Source organism: Actinoplanes sp. ATCC 53533, assembly GCF_003947245.1.
This window is the reverse complement of sequence record NZ_QHHV01000006.1, coordinates 168062-185913: the sequence shown is the minus strand read 5'-3', so window position 1 is coordinate 185913 and position 17852 is coordinate 168062. Positions and strand designations below refer to the sequence as shown.

The 17852-nt window shown below is 71.9% G+C and carries 15 protein-coding genes; 10 read left to right on the top strand and 5 right to left on the bottom strand.

Annotation, left to right across the window (positions count from 1 at the left end; genetic code table 11):
* Positions 1 to 31 precede the first annotated feature (31 nt).
* Genes DMB66_RS01985 through DMB66_RS01965 form a run of 5 tightly spaced genes read left to right on the top strand, consistent with a single transcriptional unit; the run spans position 32 to position 7551 of the window.
* A complete protein-coding gene (locus tag DMB66_RS01985; RefSeq protein ID WP_125802232.1) occupies positions 32 to 1654 on the top strand; it encodes an extracellular solute-binding protein in 1623 nt (540 codons plus the stop codon).
* Positions 1651 to 2337, top strand: a complete 687-nt coding sequence (locus DMB66_RS01980) for a hypothetical protein (RefSeq protein WP_125802231.1) — start codon at positions 1651 to 1653, stop codon at positions 2335 to 2337. The genes DMB66_RS01985 and DMB66_RS01980 overlap by 4 nt, the downstream gene beginning before the upstream one ends.
* On the top strand, positions 2334 to 4361 hold the full coding sequence (locus tag DMB66_RS01975) for a beta-galactosidase (RefSeq protein WP_125802230.1): 2028 nt from the start codon (positions 2334 to 2336) through the stop codon (positions 4359 to 4361). Before DMB66_RS01980 ends, DMB66_RS01975 begins: the two co-directional genes overlap by 4 nt.
* Complete coding sequence (gene manD / locus DMB66_RS01970; RefSeq protein ID WP_125802229.1) at positions 4358 to 5569, top strand: D-mannonate dehydratase ManD; 1212 nt, start codon at positions 4358 to 4360, stop codon at positions 5567 to 5569. The genes DMB66_RS01975 and manD overlap by 4 nt, the downstream gene beginning before the upstream one ends.
* A gap of 5 nt (positions 5570 to 5574) precedes the next feature.
* Entirely contained in the window at positions 5575 to 7551 is a 1977-nt protein-coding gene (locus DMB66_RS01965; protein ID WP_125802228.1) for an alpha-glucuronidase, read from the top strand.
* Here DMB66_RS01965 and DMB66_RS62375 read toward each other — a convergent pair whose 3' ends face one another.
* Positions 7552 to 7842, bottom strand: coding sequence for a hypothetical protein (locus DMB66_RS62375; RefSeq protein ID WP_199751750.1), 291 nt, complete (start codon positions 7840 to 7842; stop codon positions 7552 to 7554). It abuts the gene before it with no gap.
* Between DMB66_RS62375 and DMB66_RS01955 the strand changes: the two genes are divergently transcribed.
* On the top strand, positions 7829 to 8239 hold the full coding sequence (locus DMB66_RS01955; RefSeq protein WP_125802227.1) for a VOC family protein: 411 nt from the start codon (positions 7829 to 7831) through the stop codon (positions 8237 to 8239). The two genes, DMB66_RS62375 and DMB66_RS01955, sit on opposite strands and share 14 nt — an antisense overlap.
* A gap of 37 nt (positions 8240 to 8276) precedes the next feature.
* Here the strand turns inward: DMB66_RS01955 and DMB66_RS01950 are convergent, their stop codons facing one another.
* From DMB66_RS01950 to DMB66_RS01935, 4 genes are read right to left on the bottom strand one after another with little or no spacing between them, the layout of a single operon-like run.
* Positions 8277 to 9770: an FAD-binding oxidoreductase gene (locus DMB66_RS01950; RefSeq protein WP_125802226.1), complete on the bottom strand. Its 1494-nt coding sequence runs from the start codon at positions 9768 to 9770 to the stop codon at positions 8277 to 8279.
* Between the two features lie 50 nt (positions 9771 to 9820).
* A complete protein-coding gene (locus DMB66_RS01945) occupies positions 9821 to 10108 on the bottom strand; it encodes a hypothetical protein (RefSeq protein ID WP_125802225.1) in 288 nt (95 codons plus the stop codon).
* Entirely contained in the window at positions 10105 to 10713 is a 609-nt protein-coding gene (locus DMB66_RS01940) for an RNA polymerase sigma factor (protein ID WP_125802224.1), read from the bottom strand. Before DMB66_RS01940 ends, DMB66_RS01945 begins: the two co-directional genes overlap by 4 nt.
* Positions 10710 to 12230 (bottom strand): sodium:solute symporter, encoded by a 1521-nt coding sequence (locus tag DMB66_RS01935; protein ID WP_199751747.1) that lies wholly within the window; start codon positions 12228 to 12230, stop codon positions 10710 to 10712. Before DMB66_RS01935 ends, DMB66_RS01940 begins: the two co-directional genes overlap by 4 nt.
* Before the next feature lie 132 nt (positions 12231 to 12362).
* Between DMB66_RS01935 and DMB66_RS01930 the strand changes: the two genes are divergently transcribed.
* The 4 genes from DMB66_RS01930 to DMB66_RS01915 all read left to right on the top strand — a co-directional run bounded on the left by DMB66_RS01930 (position 12363) and on the right by DMB66_RS01915 (position 16507).
* Positions 12363 to 12656, top strand: coding sequence for a DUF3311 domain-containing protein (locus tag DMB66_RS01930; protein WP_199751744.1), 294 nt, complete (start codon positions 12363 to 12365; stop codon positions 12654 to 12656).
* On the top strand, positions 12653 to 14842 hold the full coding sequence (locus DMB66_RS01925; protein ID WP_233624230.1) for a carbon starvation CstA family protein: 2190 nt from the start codon (positions 12653 to 12655) through the stop codon (positions 14840 to 14842). Before DMB66_RS01930 ends, DMB66_RS01925 begins: the two co-directional genes overlap by 4 nt.
* Positions 14839 to 15027, top strand: coding sequence for a YbdD/YjiX family protein (locus DMB66_RS01920; RefSeq protein ID WP_125802223.1), 189 nt, complete (start codon positions 14839 to 14841; stop codon positions 15025 to 15027). Before DMB66_RS01925 ends, DMB66_RS01920 begins: the two co-directional genes overlap by 4 nt.
* 202 nt (positions 15028 to 15229) lie before the next feature.
* Complete coding sequence (locus DMB66_RS01915) at positions 15230 to 16507, top strand: ATP-binding protein (RefSeq protein ID WP_125802222.1); 1278 nt, start codon at positions 15230 to 15232, stop codon at positions 16505 to 16507.
* The last annotated feature ends 1345 nt before the right edge of the window (positions 16508 to 17852 follow it).

Below are 17852 nucleotides of genomic sequence, written 5' to 3'. Positions count from 1 at the left end.
ACCTCCTCCTCCGATCCCCGAAAGGACAGCCATGCGCACAGGAACGTGGCGCGGCGTGGCGGCAGCCGCCGCCGGCCTGCTCACCCTCGGCCTCGTCGCCTGCTCCGAGGAACCCACCAAGGCCGAGGACCTCTCCGGCAGCCGGGTCGGCGCGATGGCCCAGTACGGCATCGGCGACCAGTTCAAGGCCACCGAGCCGCTGTCCTTCACCGCCCTCTACAACAACCACTCGTTCTATCCGCTGAAGAACGACTGGATGTTCTGGTCGGAGCTGACCAAGCGGACCAACGTGAAGATCGAGCCGGTGGCCGTACCGCTGAGCGACTATGAGCAGAAGCGCAGCCTGCTCATCGGCGCCGGGGACGCGCCGATGATCATTCCGAAGACCTACCACCCGGCCGAGGACGCCTTCGTCTCCTCCGGCGCGATCCTGCCGGTCAGCGACTACCTGGACCTGCTGCCCAACCTGAAGGACAAGATCGCCAAGTGGAAGCTCGAACCGGAGATCAACCAGTTGCGGCAGTCGAACGGCAAGTTCTATCTGTTGCCCGGGTTGCATGAGAAGCCCACCCAGGACTACTCGCTGGCGCTCCGCGCGGACATCCTCGAAGAACTGAACCTGCAGCCCCCGAAGACCTGGGACGAGCTCTACACCGTCCTCAAGGCGATGAAGGCCCGGTACCCGTCGTCGTACCCGTACTCCGAGCGGTGGAGCAAGCCCAATCCGGGCGGGAGCCTGCTGAGCATCCTGGGCGCGTCCTACGGGCTCTACGCCGGCTGGTCGTACCAGCACGCCCACTGGGACGCGGCCACGAAGAAGTTCGACTACACCGGCGCCACGGACCAGTACCAGCAGATGCTGCGATACCTGAACAAGCTCGTGGCCGAAGGGCTGCTCGACCCGGAGAGCTTCACCCAGACCGACGACGCCGCGCGGCAGAAGCTGGCCAACGGAAAGTCGTTCGTCATCGGCGCCAACGCGCAGACCCTGGTCAACGAGAACCGGCCGGACCTGAAGAGCACGCTGCCCAAGGCCAGGCTCATCAGGATCCCGCTGCCGGTGGGCCCGGCGGGTGAGATCAACCCGGCCAGCCGCTCGGAGAACGGCATCATGATCTCGACGAAGGCGCTGCAGAGCAAGAACTTCGTGGCGATGATGCAGTTCATCGACTGGCTCTGGTATTCCGACGCCGGCCAGGAGTTCGCCAAGTGGGGAGTCGAGGGGACGACCTACACCAAGGACGCGGCCGGCAAGCGCACGCTCGCCGCCGACGTCGGCTTCCTCGGGAACAACCCCAAGGCGGGCAAGCACCTGCAGAAGGACTTCGGCTTCCAGAACGGCGTCTTCGTGTACGGCGGCAGCCTCGACCTGGTCCAGTCCTTCTTCCCGCCGGAGGAGATGGAGTTCCAGAAGGTGATGAACGCCCGGACGCCCCTGGTGGTCGCGCCCCCGCACCCGCTGAACGACGAGGAGCGCGAGCAGGCGACGCTGTGGGAGTCGTCGCTGAAGGACCACGTCACCCAGAACTCGCTGCGGTTCATCCTCGGGCAGCGGCCGCTCACCGAGTGGGACGCCTACGTGGCCGAGCTGAAGGCCAAGAAGTCCGACAAGTACATCGAGATGGTCAACAAGGCGTACGAGCGCTTCCAATGAGCGTGGACACCACCCGGCGCGAGTTCGGCACGGGCCCGCTGGCCCGTGCCGCGGCGCTGATCCACACGCTGCTCACCGCCGAGCTGCTCTTCCTGCTCTGCGCCGCGCCCGGCCTGACCGTCCTCGTGCTGGTGGGCCGGGACGCCAGCAACCTGCCGCTGGCGGCGGCCTGCGCCCTGCCGCTCGGCCCGGCGTTCTCGGCGGTGCTCGGCGCGGTGCATCATCGCGGCACGGACCTGGCCGACCTGCGGCCGGCGCGGGCGTTCTGGCGGAGCTACCGGCAGAGTCTGCCCGGCGTCCTCGGCGTCTGCCTCCCGCCGCTGGCCTGGTGCACCGTGCTGGCGCTGAACATCGCCCACCTCGGTGCGGCGGGCCTGCCGGGCTGGTGGCTGGTGCCGCTGACGCTGGTCCTGGTCACGGCGGCGGTGTGGGGCGTCAACGCGCTGGTCATCCACGCCCTCTTCGCGTTCCGCCTGCGTGACGTCGCCCGGCTCGCCGGCTACTACCTCACCCGTACGCCCTCGGTGAGCCTGGGCGTCGCCTGCCTGCTGGCCGTGGCCGTCAGCCTCACGGCCCGGTGGTCCGAGGCGGTGCCGATGCTGCTGGTGCCGGTGTTCGCCCTGGCCCTGCTGCGGATCAGCCGGCCGATGATCGCCGACCTGCGGAAGGAGTTCATCGCATGACCCTGCCCGTCACCCCCAAGGTGTCCTTCGGCGGCGACTACAACCCGGAGCAGTGGCCCGAGCAGGTGTGGAAGCAGGACTACCGGCTGTTCGACGAGGCCCGCATCGACACCGTCACGCTCGGCGTCTTCGACTGGGCGCTGACCCAGCCCGGACCGGACGAGTACGACTTCGCGCTGCTGGACCGCGTCGTCGCGCGCGCGGCGGCCGAGGGCCGGCGGATCTGCCTGGCGACCGGCACCGGCGCGCATCCGCCCTGGCTGGCCCGCGCCTTCCCGGAGGTGACCCGCACCGACTTCGAGGGCCGGCGGCACCGCTTCGGGCAGCGGCACAACTCGTGCCCCAGCTCGCCGGTGTTCCGCCGGCTCGCCACCGAACTGGCCCGCCGGGTCGCCCGGCGCTATGCCGGGAACCCGGCCGTGATCGCCTGGCACGTCGGCAACGAGTACGGCGGCGCGTGCTACTGCGACCTCTGCGCCGCCGGCTTCCGCGAGTGGCTGCGGGCCCGGTACGGCACCCTGGACGCCCTCAACGACGCCTGGAACACCACCTTCTGGTCGCACGTCTTCACCGGCTGGGACCAGATCGAGGCGCCGTCCGCGCTGACCGAGCACTGGCGCGGCCCCGACCACACCGCCTTCCAGGGCATCACCCTGGACTACCTGCGGTTCATGTCGGACGCGATGCTGGCGAACTTCCGCGACGAGAAGGCGGCCATCCGCGAGTCCAGCCCGGACGTCCCGGTCACCACCAACTTCATGGGCATGTACCGGCCGATCGACTACCACCGCTGGGCGCCGCACCTGGACTTCGCCTCCTGGGACAACTACCCGCCCGACGACGAGTCGGCCGCGCGGATGGCCCTGACCCACGACCTGATCCGCGGGCTGAAGGACGGCCAGCCGTTCTGGCTGATGGAGCAGACGCCCAGCCACACCGCCGCGCGGGACGTCAATCCGCTCAAGCGGCCCGGGCTCATGCGGCTGTGGAGCTGGCAGGCCGTCGCGCACGGCGCGGACGCCGTGCTGTTCTTCCAGCTCCGCGCCTCGCGGGGCGCGTGCGAGAAATACCACGGCGCGGTCATCGGCCACGCCGGCCGGTCCGACACCCGGGTGTTCCGCGAGGTCGCGGCGCTCGGCGAGGAGCTCGGCCGGCTCGGCGGCGCGGTGCTGGGCGCGCGGACCCCGGCCCGGGTGGCGCTGCTGTTCGACTGGGACAGCTGGTGGTCGCTGGAGATCTCCGACGGCCCGTCCCGGCTGGTCCGCTACCAGCAGGTGGTGCTGGCCTACCACCGCGCGCTGTGGGAGGCGGGTGCGGATCTGGACGTCGTCGCGGTGACCGCGGACCTGGCGGGCTACGACGTGGTGCTGGCGCCCGCGCTGCACATGGTGAAGGGCGATCTCGCGGCGCGGCTGGAGGCGGTCGCCGAGCGCGGCGGCTCCGTGGTCACCACCTTCCTGTCGGCGCGGGTGGACGAGAACGACAACGCCTTCCTGACCGACGTGCCCGGGCCGCTCGGCGCGCTCATGGGTGTCCGGATCGACGAGTGGGACGCGCGCGGTCCGGAGTTCGTCAACCCGGTCCGGCTCGGCGCCGACGTCGAGGTCGCCGCCCGGCTGCTGTTCGAGCTGGTGATCCCCCAGGGCGCGGCGACCGTCGGCACGTATCAGGCGGACTTCTACGCGGGCACTCCGGCGGTCACCCGGAACACCTTCGGCGCCGGGCACGGCTGGTACGTCGCCGCCGGCCTCGACGCCGCCGGTGTCTCCTGGGTGGTGCGGCAGGTGCTGGACCGGCACGGCCTGACCGGGGCGTACCCGGACCGGCCCGCGCTCGAGACGGCGACCCGGGTGACGCCGGACGGGACCCGCATCCTGTTCCTGCTCAACCACGACTCCGTACCGGTGCGGGTGACCGCGGCCGTCGACGGCACGGAGCTGCTCTCCGGTGATCGGATCTCCCGCGGGGCGCCGCTCACCGTCGGCGCCCGCGACGTCCTGGTGGTACGCGAGGACCCGCGGTGATCATCGAGTCCGCCGAGGTCGTCGTCACCAGCCCGGGCCGCACCTTCGTCACGCTGCGGATCACCACCGACGAGGGCCTGATCGGGCTCGGCGACGCCACCCTCAACGGCCGGGAGCTGGCCGTCGCGTCCTACCTGAGCGACCACGTCGCACCGCTGCTGATCGGCCGGGACGCGCACGCCGTCGAGGACACCTGGCAGTACCTGCACCGCGGTGCGTACTGGCGGCGCGGCCCGGTGACCATGACCGCGATCGCGGCCGTCGACGTGGCGCTCTGGGATCTGGTGGCGCAGCGCGCGGGGCTGCCGCTGTATCAGCTGCTCGGCGGGGCGAGCCGGCGCGGGCTGCTCGCCTACGGCCACGCCGGCGGGCGGGACCTGCCCGAGCTGTCCGAGGCGATCCACCGGCGGCTGGCCGAGGGCTTCCGCGCGATCCGGGTGCAGTCCGGGGTGCCGGGCATCGCCGCGCTCTACGGCGTCACCGACCCCGGCACCGCCTACGAGCCGGCCCGGCGGGCCGCGCGGCCGGTCGAGGAGCAGTGGGACAGCCGCGCCTACCTGCGGCACCTGCCCGGGGTGCTGGAAGCCGTCCGCCACGAGTTCGGGCCGGAGCTGCCGCTGCTGCACGACGTGCACCACCGGCTGACCCCGATCGAGGCCGCCCGGCTCGGCCGGTCACTCGAACCGTACGACCTGTTCTGGCTGGAGGACTGCACGCCGGCCGAGAACCAGGAGGCGCTGCGGCTCGTCCGCTCGCACACGGTCACCCCGCTGGCGATCGGCGAGGTCTTCAACTCCGTGCACGACTACCGGACGCTGATCGGCGAGCAACTCGTCGACTTCATCCGCTCGTCGCCCACCCACACCGGCGGCATCACCGCGCTGCGCCGGATCCTCGACCTCGCCGGGCTGCACCAGATCAGGTCGGGCATGCACGGGCCCACCGACGTCTCCCCGGTCGGCATGGCCGCCGCGCTGCACCTCGGACTGGCCGTCCACAACTTCGGCATCCAGGAGTACATGCCGCACGCCGCCGTCACCGCGGACGTGTTCGAGACCTCGTTCACCTTCGCGGCGGGTCTGCTGCACCCCGGCGAGCTGCCCGGCCTCGGCGTGCGCCTCGACCTGGCTGCCGCGGCGAGGTACCCGTACCAGGCGGCCTACCTGCCGGTGAACCGGCTGCCCGACGGCACCGTCCACGATTGGTGAGCCCGATGAGCGAGACCGAGGTCCATCACGCCTGGCTGCCGCCGGTGGCCTGGCAGCCGATCGGGTCCCGGCGCACGCTGGTCGTCGGCACGGGCCCGCTCGTCGACACCGTGCGGAACGAGGTGGCCCAGGCCTGCGCGCGGTACGGCGGCGAGGTCCGTACCGGCCAGCCGGGCGGCGGGGCGCCCGACCTCGTCCTCCGGACGGATCCGGATCCGGCTGCCGACGGCGACGGCTACGAGCTGGTCCGGGCGGCCGGGACCACGACGGTACGGTCCGCGACGCCGGCCGGCCTGCTGTACGGGCTCTTCCACGTGGTCAGGCTCGGCGCCGCCGCCTTCGGTGCCGACTTCCCGGCCCGCACCGAGTCCCCGGCGGCGCGGCGCCGGATGCTCGACCACTGGGACAACGTGGCGGTGCACCCGGTCATGGGCCAGGTGGAGCGCGGCTACGCCGGCGGCTCGCTGTTCTGGCGGGACGGCGCGCTGCGCGAGGACCTGAGCCGGGTCCACGCGTACGCCCGCCTGCTGGCCGCCTGCGGGATCAACGCGGTGACCGTCAACAACGTCAACGTGCACGCCGCGGAGGCTCGGCTGCTCACCGATCGGCTCGCCGACGTCGCCGCCATCGCCACGGTGCTCCGGCCGTACGGGATCCGGGTCCATCTCTCGGTGAGCTTCGCCGCGCCGATGCTGGTCGGCGGGCTGCCGACCGCGGACCCGGTCGACGAGGGGGTGCGGCGCTGGTGGCGCGAAGCGGCCGGCCGGGTGTACGCCGCCATCGCGGACTTCGGCGGTTTCGTGGTGAAGGCGGACTCCGAGGGCCAGCCGGGCCCGTTCGGCTACGGCCGCAGCCACGCCGACGGCGCGAACCTGCTCGCCGCCGCGCTGGAACCGTTCGGCGGGGTCGTGCACTGGCGGGCCTTCGTCTACAACCATCACCAGGACTGGCGGGACCGTGCCACCGACCGGGCCCGGGCCGCCTACGACCACTTCGTGCCGCTCGACGGCCGGTTCCACGCCAACGTCGTCCTGCAGGTCAAGTACGGCCCGATCGACTTCCAGCCGCGCGAGCCGCTGTCGCCGGTGATCGCCGCGATGCCGGCCACCAGCGTCGCGGTGGAGCTGCAGGTGACCCAGGAATACACCGGCCAGCAGCGGCACGTGTGCTACCTGGCCCCGCAGTGGAGCGAGCTGCTGCGTTTCCCGCTGGCCGGCCGGTCCGTCGCCGAGCTCGCCGGCGGCGGCCTGGTGGCGGTCTCCAACGTGGGCGACGACCCGTTCTGGACCGGCCACCCGCTCGCCCAGGCCAACCTGTACGCGTTCGGCCGGCTCGCCTGGGATCCGGGTGCGGACCCGGGCGAGCTGCTCGACGAGTGGATCAGCCTCACCTTCGGCCCGGACGATCCGGCCCTGCGGCGCACCCTGCACCTGATGATGGACGGGTCGTGGCGCACCTACGAGCGGTACACCGCGCCGCTGGGTGTCGGCTTCATGGTGCACCCGGGCGATCACTACGGCCCCGCCGTCGACGGCTACGAGTACAGCCGCTGGGGCACCTACCACTTCGCGGACCGCGACGGGGTGGGCGTCGACCGGACCCGCGCGTCGGGCACCGGCTTCACTGGGCAGTATCCGGCGCCGTGGTCCGACGTCTACGAGTCGGTGTGGTCGTGCCCGGACGAGCTGCTGCTCTTCTTCCACCACGTGCCGTACGGCCACCTGCTGCGGTCCGGCTCCACCGTCATCCAGCACATCTACGACACCCACTTCGCCGGCGCCGAGCAGGCGGCGGAGCTCGTGGCGTGGTGGCGGGCCGTGCCGGTCGGCGGGCTGGTCACCGCGGAGCTGCACGCCCGGGTGACCGAGCGGCTCGGCGAGCAGGTGCGCTGCGCGCGGGAGTGGCGTGACCAGATCAACGCCTATTTCTGGCGCAAGTCCGGGGTGCCCGACGCGCACGGCCGCCCGGTGGACGGCAGCTGATCAGGCGGACGGCCGGCCCGCGGTGTGAGCCCGGATGAGTTCCTCGACGCCGCCGAGGAAGGTCGCACAGATCAGCACCCGGTCGAAGAGGCAGCCGGTCGCCATGGCGCCGTCGCGGAGCATGACGAAGTGCTGCGCGGCGGGCTCGGCCCCGGTCTTCCGGAGGCTCGCCATAAAGGTGTCGACCGTGCCGAGGAACCACAGCCAGCGGTGCCCTGCCCTGGCGAACCGGCGCCCGTACCCGGGTGTCGACGGTGTGGTGTGGCAAGATCGCCGGATGCTGCGACTCACCGATTTCATCATCGACTGCCCGGACACGATGAAGCTGGCAGCCTTCTACTCCGAGGTGACGGGTCGCCCGGTCAAGGGGAGCAGCGACGAGAACTGGGCCGGTGTCCAGTTCGGCGAGATCGAGCTGGCCTTCATCCGGGTGGCGGACTACCGCGCCCCGCGGTGGCCCGACAGCGAGCACCCCAAGCAGTTCCACCTCGACTTCGAAGTCGACGACATCGAGGCCGAACAGAGCCGCGTCCTGGCCCTCGGCGCGACCCTGCAGCGGGACTCCATCGGCCCCGACGGCTACGGCTTCCGCGTCTACACCGACCCCGTCGGCCACCCCTTCTGCCTCTGCCGCAACAAGGGTGTCACCTGGACCGACCAGGGTCCCACCTGGCCCACGAGCGACTAGCCCGAGCGGGCCCGTCGCGGAGGCGAAAGCGGCCCGGTCAGACCGCGTACGGCGAGCGGAACAGCCGGTCCGGGTCGGCCGCCGCCCGGATCCGGCGCAGCCGCGCGAGATTTCCGGCGTAGTAGCGCGGCACGTGGGCCGGGTCCGGTTCGAGATAGTTGACGTACCGGCCGGCCGACCAGCGGGCCATCGCCCGGTGACCCGCGTCGATCCACGCGTACGCGGCGCTCACCGTGGCGGGATCGCCGGCCGCCGGCTGGACCAGCCACTGCAGCATCGTGTGCGCGTCGCGCCAGGGGAACGCGGTCGCGCCGGCGGGGACCCGGGCCTGCGCCCCGGTCATCCGCTTGAGCTTGGCCACCCCGGGCCGGCGATCACGGGCCCGGCGTTCCACGGTGGCCAGCAGCACGGCGATCGCGCCGGCGGGCAGGATCCGCGGGAAGACGTCGCTGCCCACCAGTTCGGTGGCCCGGGGACCGCAGTCCCGGGCGTCGTCGCAGTCGCTGCGGTTGTGCACGACGGTGCGGTGTGGCAGCCGTTCGAGGCGTACCGTTTCCGGTTCGCGCCCGATCGCCCGGACGATCTCCGCTACCTCGGCGTCCGCGGCGCCGCCCAGCAGCACCCCGGCGATCCGCACGCCGAGGCGGCCCTCGGCGTCGGTGGCGAACTGGCACGCCGACCAGGTCTCGTCGGGGGCGCCCGACAGGCGGGCCTGCCAGCCGGCGGCCACCCGGGCCGCGTCGCTCCACGGGTAGGTCAGGACGAAGGTGCCGACCGTGGTCGCCGGGTAGGTGCGCATCCGCCAGGCCGTGACGACGCCGACCTGGCCGCCCCCGCCGCCCCGCAGGGCCCAGAACAGGTCCGGTTCCCGGCCGGCGTGCACGGTGCGGTGCCGCCCGTCGGCGGTGACGACCTCGGCGGCGGTCACGGCGTCGCAGGTCAGCCCGTACGCGGAGGCCGCCATGCCGACCCCGCCGCCGAGCGTGACCCCGCCGATGCCGACCGTGCCGCAGGAACCCGAGGGGATCGAGACGCCGTGCCCGTCGAGTTCGTCATAGACGTCGATGAGCTTGGCGCCGCCGCCGATCCTCGCGGTGCGGCTGCCCGGGTCGTACCCGATGGCCCGCAGGCCGCGCAGGTCCAGGACCACGGCGGTGCGGCTGGTGGAGGCACCCACATAGGAGTGGCCGCCGCCGCGCGGGACCACCGGCACGCCGAACCGCCGGGCGAAGCGGATCACCTCGGCGACGTCGGCGCGGCCGGCGCACCGGGCGACCGCCGGTGGGGCGACGGTGTCGAAGCGGGGATCGACGAGGCGGCGGGCCTGGTCGTAGGCGGTCGTGCCGGGCAGTTCCACGGCGCCGTCGAGGCTCGCGGCCAGCGCCTTCCAGTCGCCGGGCGTGGGGAGGCGGCCGGGAACCCGCGGCGCGGCCGGGGTGCCGGCGGCCGGCATGGCGACAGCGGCCGAAACAGCGACAGCGGCCGGCGCAGCCGCGGCGGCACGCAGCAGGGTGCGGCGAGAGACGGACATGATGACGATATTCGCATATCAGACATAAGGCTGTCTCCGCAGCCGCCGGACTAGGGCGGTCCGAGACGATCGGCCGGCCCCGGTGAGCTCACCCCGGCCGGATCCTCGAAGATCACGCTCGGGCTCTCCGGGGCCTGGTTGAGGGCCCACAGCCCGATGCCGTCGGCCACGGCGAAGACCAGCGCGATCAGGATCGCGAGGATCAGCCGGCGGCGCCGCTCGCGGCTGCGCCACTGGGCCCGCGCCCGGCGATATTCCGGCGGGGCGGCTTCGACCCCGGCGGCCAGGGTCTCGAGCGTCCGGCGCAGCTGCTCCTCGGTGTCGCCCGTACTCTTCATCGTCGCTCCTCCAGGACCCGGGACAGCGCGGCCATCCCGCGCGACGTGTGTGATTTGACGGCCCCGCAGGAGATGCCCATGGCCGCCGCGATCTCCGCCTCGCGCAGGCTCAGCCAGTACCGCAGCACCAGGGCCTCGCGTTGCCGGGCCGGGAGTTGCTTGAGGGCTCCGACGAGCGCCCGGTGGTCGTCGTGCAGCATCGCCTCGGCCTCCGCCGACGACTCCGCCCGGTCGGCGAGCAGGGTCGCGGGATATGCCAGCCGGGCCGCGGGCCCGGCGTGCCGGCGGATCACCTGCAGGTGACGCAGGCGCATCCGGCTCAGGTTGCAGACCACCGAACGAAGATACGGCAGCGCGTTCTCGACCCCGCGGAGCCGCCGCCAGCGCCGGTAGAGCTGATAGAACGCCTCCGCCACGATGTCCTCGGCGTCGTCGGCGCCGAGCAGCACGGCCAGCCGCAGCATGCTGCTGTAGTGCTCCTGGAACAGCCGCGCCAGCGCGGCCTCGCGTTCCGGATCATCGCCGGCGGCGAAACCGGCCGCCGTCGGGCCGGGCGGCGCGGCCGTCGGCATGGTCGCCGGGGCCGGCTTGGTCTCCTCCGTCATGACGGTCCGACCCCCGATCCGGTACGCAGGCGACGCGGCCCGCCCCGCGCGAGCACCGGGCCGGCGGCGGCGACCACGACGAGATTGACGGCCAGGGCGACGACCGCGGCGTACACCGGTGTGCGGTGGTCGCCGAGGCCGATCCACACCACGGCGGAGAAGCCCTGCCGGACCACCAGCAGCGTCCCGACGATCATGCCGGCGACCCAGCCCGCCAGCAGCGCCCGGCTGTGCGACAGGCGGGTGAACAGGCCGAGCACGACCGCCGGGAACGTCTGCAGGATCCACACCCCACCGAGCAGCTGCAGGTTGATGGCATCCTGGTTGCGGAGCCCGACCACGAAGCCGACCGCGCCGACCTTCGCGGTCAGCGAGATCAGCTTGGCGATCCGGGTCTGATGCTTGGGCGTGGCGGTCGGGTGGAAGTATTCGACGTAGACGTTGCGGACGAACAACGTCGCGGCCGCGATGGACATGACCGCGGCCGGCACCAGCGCCCCGACGACGAACGCGCCGAAGATCGCGCCGGTCAGCGCGGCCGGCATGAGATCCCGGACCAGCAGCGGCACCGCGGCCTCGGCGTTGCCGGCCGGGGCGAGCACGCCCGCCGCGAGCGCGGCGATGCCCAGCAGCCCGAACAGGCCCAGCACCGCGGTCCAGGCCGGCAGCGCGACGGTGACCCGGCGCACCACGTCCGCGCTGGACGCGGCGAACGTCGCGGTGTGCAGGTGGGGATACATCAGCAGGGCCATCGCCGAGCCGAGCGCGAGGGTGGCGAACGCGGGGTAGAGCGTGGGGTCCAGGTGCATCGAGGCCCCGGGCAGGCCGGGTGTCGGCAGGCGCGCCTCGGCGGCGGCGAACATCGGGCCGGGCCCGCCGAACTCGTCCAGCGCCACGGCCACCACGGCGACCACCGCGCCGCCGATGGCCACGCCCTTGACCAGGGAGATCACCGCCGGCGCGCGCAGGCCGTGGTGGTAGGTGGCGACGGCCAGCACGGCGAACAGGCCGATGAGCGCCAGGTCGCCGGCCCAGCCCTGCGGATACAGCCCGCCCGCGGTGAGCACCGCCCGGATGCCCAGCAGTTGCAGCGCGATGTAGGGCATCGTGGCGAGAATGCCGGTGAGCGCCACCGCCAGGGCCAGCAGCGGGGAGGCGTACCGGGCCTTGATGTAGTCCGCGACGGTGATGTGCCCGCCGTCGCGCGCCGCCTGCCACAGCCGGGGCAGCACGACGAACGCCAGCGGACAGAGCACCACCGTGTACGGCAGCGCGAAGAAGGCGAGCGCGCCGACGCCGTAGACCAGTCCCGGCACCGCCGCGAACGTGTACGCGGTGAAGATGGTGCCGCCGAGCAGAAACCACGTGACGCTGCCGCCGAGACTGCGGTCGGCCAGCGCCCAGCCGTCCAGGCTGGGCAGCCGGTCACGCCGGCGGAACCGGCGGGCGGTCACGGCGAGCAGCGACGTGCCACCGACGATGAGCAGGAACGTCACCGCGGTCGTCGACTGAATCATGCTCACCACCTGGGTTGGCTGTCGTGTACGGGTTGCGTGAGGACCGGGTTCGGTTGACCGCCGTGCCGAGGTATTTCGAAACCTGCGGGAAATCTGTGTAAACCATGGGGACGGCCCAGGCAACTCGTCGACGTGACCTCAGAACTCACCCCACGGGCAAGCCGGGCACAACGGCGGAACACCGTCCTGTCTGCCCTGTGCCTCGCCGCGCCGCTGCTCGGCCTGCTCTGGGTCCCCTGGTACGCCGGCGGCGGCCCCGCCCTGGCCGGCGTGCCGTTCTTCTACTGGTACCAGTTCGCCTGGGTGCCGGTGAGCGCGTTGCTGCTGCTCGCCGCGTACCGCCTCCGGCGTGCCGATCCGCCCCGCACCGATCCGCCCCGCACCGATCCGCCCGGCCCCACCCTGACCCGAGGGGGAACACCGTGACCGCAGATACGACCAGCAGCCCACCCACCGGCCGCTCCCGGCCGACCATGAGGACCGTGATCACCTGGATGGCGGTCGCCGTCGTCGGCGCGGTCGCCTGGGGCATGATCGCGCTGTCGCGCGGCGAGGACATCTCGGCCATCTGGCTGGTGATCGCCGCCCTCGGCTCGTACGCGATCGCGTACCGGTTCTATGCGAAGTTCCTCGCCCGCAAGGTGCTGCGGGTCGACGACCGGCGGGCCACCCCGGCGGAGCGCCTCGACGACGGCGTCGACTTCCAGCCGACCGACCGCCGGGTGGTGCTCGGTCACCACTTCGCGGCCATCGCGGGGGCCGGCCCGCTGGTCGGGCCCGTGCTCGCCGCGCAGATGGGCTACCTGCCCGGCACCATGTGGATCATCTTCGGGGTGATCTTCGCCGGCGCGGTGCAGGACATGGTGATCCTGTTCTTCTCGATGCGGCGCAACGGCAAGAGCCTGGGCCAGATGGCCCGCGACGAGATCGGCGCGTTCGGCGGCGCGGCGGCCCTGATCGCGGTGTTCTCCATCATGATCATCCTGTTGGCGGTGCTCGCCCTGGTCGTGGTCAACGCCCTGGCCCACTCGCCGTGGGGCACCTTCTCGATCGCGATGACCATCCCGATCGCCCTCTTCATGGGCTTCTACATGCGGGTGATCCGGCCCGGCCGGGTGGTCGAGACCTCGGTCATCGGCGTGGCCCTGCTGCTGCTCGCGATCGTCGGCGGCGGCTGGATCCAGGACTCCGGCCTGGCCGGCGCGTTCACCCTCAGCCCGGAGACCCTGGTGATCTGCCTGGTCGCGTACGGGTTCCTGGCCTCGGTGCTGCCCGTCTGGATGCTGCTGGCGCCCCGCGACTACCTCTCCACGTTCATGAAGATCGGCACGATCAGCCTGCTCGCCGTCGGCGTGCTGATCGCCGCCCCGGTGCTGAAGGCCGACGCGGTGACCTCCTTCGCGAGCACCGGCGCCGGACCGGTGTTCGCCGGCAAGCTGTTCCCGTTCGTCTTCATCACCATCGCCTGCGGCGCGCTCTCCGGCTTCCACGCGCTCATCTCCTCCGGCACCACCCCGAAGCTGATCCAGAAGGAGTCCCAGGTCCGGCTGGTCGGCTACGGCGCCATGCTGATGGAGTCGTTCGTCGCGATCATGGCGCTGATCGCGGCCTGCATCCTGGAGCCGGGCCTGTTCTACGCGATGAACGCCCCCGCGGGCTTCCTCGGCGCCACCGCCGAGAGCGCGTCGACGGCGGTGGCCACGCTCGGGTTCACGATCACGCCGCAGGACCTCACCGCCGCGGCGGCGGCCGTACAGGAAGAGACGCTGGTGGCCCGCACCGGCGGTGCCCCGACGCTGGCGGTCGGCATGTCCGAGATCTTCTCCAGCGTCGTCGGCGGGGAATCGCTCAAGGCGTTCTGGTACCACTTCGCCATCATGTTCGAGGCGCTGTTCATCCTGACCACGGTGGACGCCGGCACCCGGGTCGGCCGCTTCATGCTGCAGGACACCCTGGGCAACATCTGGAAGCCGATCGGCCGGGTCAGCTGGAAGCCCGGCATCTGGGCGACCAGCGCCGTCGTCGTGCTGGCCTGGGGCTACTTCCTCTACACCGGGGTCACCAACCCGCTCGGCGGGATCAACCAGCTCTTCCCGCTCTTCGGCATCGCCAACCAGCTGCTCGCCGCCGTCGCGCTGACCGTGGCGACCACGATCCTGATCAAGAGCGGCCGGCTCAAGTGGGCCTGGGTGACCGGCGTGCCGCTGGCCTGGGACGCCGCGGTCACGCTCACCGCCAGCTACCAGAAGGTCTTCTCCGACGACCCGCGGATCGGCTTCTTCGCCCAGCGGGAACGGTATGCGGACGCCCTCGACCAGGGCAAGCTGCTCGCCCCGGCGAAGAACGTCGACCAGATGCACGCCGTGGTCACCAACTCCACGGTCGACGGCGTCCTCGCCGCGTTCTTCGCGCTGCTGGTCATCGCCGTGCTGGCGAACGCGGCGCTGGTCTGCTGGCGTGCCGTGCGCGCCCGCGAACCCCTGCCCTCCACCGAGACGGAGTTCGTGGAGTCCACGCTGACGGCGCCGGCGGGGCTGTTCCCCACCGCGGAGGAGCGCCGGGAACTCGCGGCCGCCGGCGCGAAGCCGGGCGGCGGGGACGTGGCGCCATGAGGCTGGCCCGGGCCCTCGGCGGCGTCCGGTGGTACCTGAGCGAACTGACCGGTGAGAACCAGTACGCGCGGTACCTGCGCCGGCACAGCGTGACGCACCCGCAGGCAGCCCCGCTGTCGCGTCGCGAGTTCGAACGTCAGCGCGTCGACCGGGCCGACAACCGCCCGGGGAGCCGCTGCTGCTGACCGTCCCGGCCCGGGTGCCTGAGCGATCGGGCACCCGGGCAACCGGGCATCCTCGCTATCCCCTTGGGGCAGGGCGGACGCCGTCGGCGCCGAACTGACGCGCACCTGACACCATCGACCAGCCGACCAGCCGATGGTGTTACGGCGTTGCCACAGGTCGGTGCCCGCCGGACCGGGCCCGCAGGGAGCGAACGGTAACAAAATGGACTTCAGCGAACGTCAGCCGGCCGCGGTGCTCGACCGGCAGATCCAGGACGCGCGGATGCGCGCCTTCCACGGCCGCGGCAAGGAGCTGACGGCCTTCCGCGTGGCGTCGGCCGGCCGGACGGACACGTTCACCGTGCTCTACCTGTACGGCCCGGGCGGGATCGGCAAGACGACGCTGCTGACCCGGTTCGCCGACGAGGCCCGGCTCGGGCACCGCCGGGTCGTGGTCATCCGGCCCGGGCAGCACGACCGCCGGGTCGAGATGCCGGGTGCCGGGACGCGCCCGCCCCTCGTCCTGATCGACGACCTCGAGCAGGCGGACCAGCCGGAGCAATGGCTGCGGCACACCGTGATTCCGGCGCTCCCGGCCGGCGCCCTGGTCGCCGTGGCCTCCCGGCAGGCGCCGTCGGTGCTGTGGCAGGCCGAACCGGGATGGTCCGACCTCCTGGTCCCGCTGGCGCTGGAACCGTTCACGCCCGCGGAGTCGACGGACCTGCTGCGCGCCCATGACGTGCCGGAGGAGCGTCACGAGTACACGCGCTGGGCCTGCGGTGGCAACCCGCTCGCGCTGCGGGTCGCGGCGCGGCTGCTCGTCGCCGATCCGCACGGCGTCACCGACGAGGACCTGCCCCGCGAGCTCGCCCTGTCGATCTTCCACCAGCTGATCGGTGACATCCCGTCCGGCGCCCACCGGCAGGCGCTGGAGGCCTGCGCGCACGCCGCGACGATCGACGAGAGCCTGGTGCGCGCCGTGGTCACCGACGCCGACGCCGGCGTTCTCTTCGGGTGGCTGCGGGCGCTGCCCTTCATCACCTCGGGCCCGCGCGGGCTGTATCCCACCGGCGCGGTGCGCACCATCGTGGAGGCGGAGCTGCGCTGGCGGGACGCCGACCGGTTCGCGGTCATGCACGAGCGCATGATGAGCCACCTGCTCACCCGCGCCGTCGCCGATGACGCCGCGCTGCCGCACGTCGCCGATGTCCTGTTCGTGCAGCGGTCCGAGCGGAGTTCGCAGTCCGGCTTCGCCCATCTCGACGAGCTCGAGGTGCGCGATCACCGCTACGAGCCGGCCGACCGGGCGGAGGTGTGCCAGATCGCGCTGCGGACCCAAGGGGCGGAGTCCGCGAGGCTCGTGGAATTCTGGCTCGACCGGCAGCCCGAGGCGTTCTACGTCCACCGGCGCCGGGGCGAGCAGCAGATCGTCGCGTTCACCGGCCAGCTGAGCATCGGGCACCCTCCATGCCCTCATGCCCACCCAGGCCATCAGGGGTAGCCCTTGTGGCCTCTATGTTGTTCCTGCTGGTGGGCGCGTGGCCTGACCTGCGTTCTCTCTCATCTCAGAGATCGATGTTCTTCGCTCTTTGGCACACCCCCTGGCATTACCAATGTCGTTCGGCCGGGTGCTCGCGCTCGCGCACCCGTCACGCATCGTCGTGATCATGGCTGCCGGTGGCGCGGTAGGCGCCGCGTACCCGCACCCCCTTGCTATCGATCAGGGGTGGCGTGATGGAGGGTCCCTTTCGACACCGAGAGAGGCTGAGCAGCTACAGCTCGTAACTGTGCGGTCCGGGGTGACCGAGCGGCAGAACGCAGTCGTCTCCACTCGGTTGACCTACGGAGTCGCACACTTGCAGCTGAACCAGTTCCTGACGGCTCGCGTCCCAGCGGACCCACCACCAGCACTGCCCGCAGTCAGTGGCCATCGCGAACGCGACGTGACTGCCCACGTGACCGGTGACCAACTCGCACCGGACCCGCCGCAGCGGCGGGCCGAAACGCCGTGGCAAGCCCAGCAACGACACGAACTCCACGTCAGTGATGGCGGTGACAGCAGCACATCGCAGCCCTGTGCGAGCCGCCTGCGAACTGCCGTCACTCAGCGACACGAAGACAACCTATCGACCCTGGCGGACCGGGACGCACCACGGGTACGGCAGCAACTCGCCGTGGAAACACACCATAGGCGAACGCGTCGGTCCCGAAGGACGCGAGCGGCACCGGTGGGAGATCCGGTCCGCGCGGGATAGCCGACCGCTGCGCCGGGCCGAAGCTTTCGGGAACAGGGAAGCGCAAGCCCGCCGCTCCGCGCCGTTCCGCCAGGCCGCGCGGAACGGTCGCCGGAACGGGCCAGCCGTTCCGGAACAGCGGCCCGGAATGAACGGAACGGCCTGGCCGTTCCCCGGCCCGAAGCGCCTGCGCCGGCGTCGGGTCGATCGAGCGGTGTCGCTGGTAACGTCCGGCGAGTGATGCCCGTATGCGCGCCGGACAGGAGGCCGGACTGTGGCGCGTCGACTGGCTGACCGGGTGGTGCGATCCGAGCCGGCCCGGGGACCGCTGCAGCTTTGTCCTCGATCGCAAACTGAGATCGTGTGCGTGCGCTGCGGTATCCGGACGCAGACCAGCGTGTTGGCGGTCGTTGACGGCGACTGGCGCAAGCTTGTCGACCGCGCTTGCTACGACGCTTGGAAAGCACAGCTTGGGCTCGGGTTGCCGTAGAGACACCAGCCGCAGCATTTTCTCGGGCTCCGGTACCCCCAACACTCGGCGGCATCTGGGCAATCATCGCCAACCGGCCGAGCGGGCGCGGTCGGCCGTAGTAGGCAGGGAGGGGCGTCTAT

Bases quoted from the DNA above. Each gene is read 5' to 3' on its own strand.
- DMB66_RS01985 (WP_125802232.1), top strand. From the start codon at position 32: ATGCGCACAGGAACGTGGCGCGGCGTGGCGGCAGCCGCCGCCGGCCTG.
- DMB66_RS01980 (WP_125802231.1), top strand. From the start codon at position 1,651: ATGAGCGTGGACACCACCCGGCGCGAGTTCGGCACGGGCCCGCTGGCC.
- DMB66_RS01975 (WP_125802230.1), top strand. From the start codon at position 2,334: ATGACCCTGCCCGTCACCCCCAAGGTGTCCTTCGGCGGCGACTACAAC.
- DMB66_RS01965 (WP_125802228.1), top strand. From the start codon at position 5,575: ATGAGCGAGACCGAGGTCCATCACGCCTGGCTGCCGCCGGTGGCCTGG.
- DMB66_RS01955 (WP_125802227.1), top strand. From the start codon at position 7,829: ATGCTGCGACTCACCGATTTCATCATCGACTGCCCGGACACGATGAAG.
- DMB66_RS01950 (WP_125802226.1), bottom strand. From the start codon at position 9,770: ATGTCCGTCTCTCGCCGCACCCTGCTGCGTGCCGCCGCGGCTGCGCCG.
- DMB66_RS01945 (WP_125802225.1), bottom strand. From the start codon at position 10,108: ATGAAGAGTACGGGCGACACCGAGGAGCAGCTGCGCCGGACGCTCGAG.
- DMB66_RS01940 (WP_125802224.1), bottom strand. From the start codon at position 10,713: ATGACGGAGGAGACCAAGCCGGCCCCGGCGACCATGCCGACGGCCGCG.
- DMB66_RS01935 (WP_199751747.1), bottom strand. From the start codon at position 12,230: ATGATTCAGTCGACGACCGCGGTGACGTTCCTGCTCATCGTCGGTGGC.
- DMB66_RS01920 (WP_125802223.1), top strand. From the start codon at position 14,839: ATGAGGCTGGCCCGGGCCCTCGGCGGCGTCCGGTGGTACCTGAGCGAA.
- DMB66_RS01915 (WP_125802222.1), top strand. From the start codon at position 15,230: ATGGACTTCAGCGAACGTCAGCCGGCCGCGGTGCTCGACCGGCAGATC.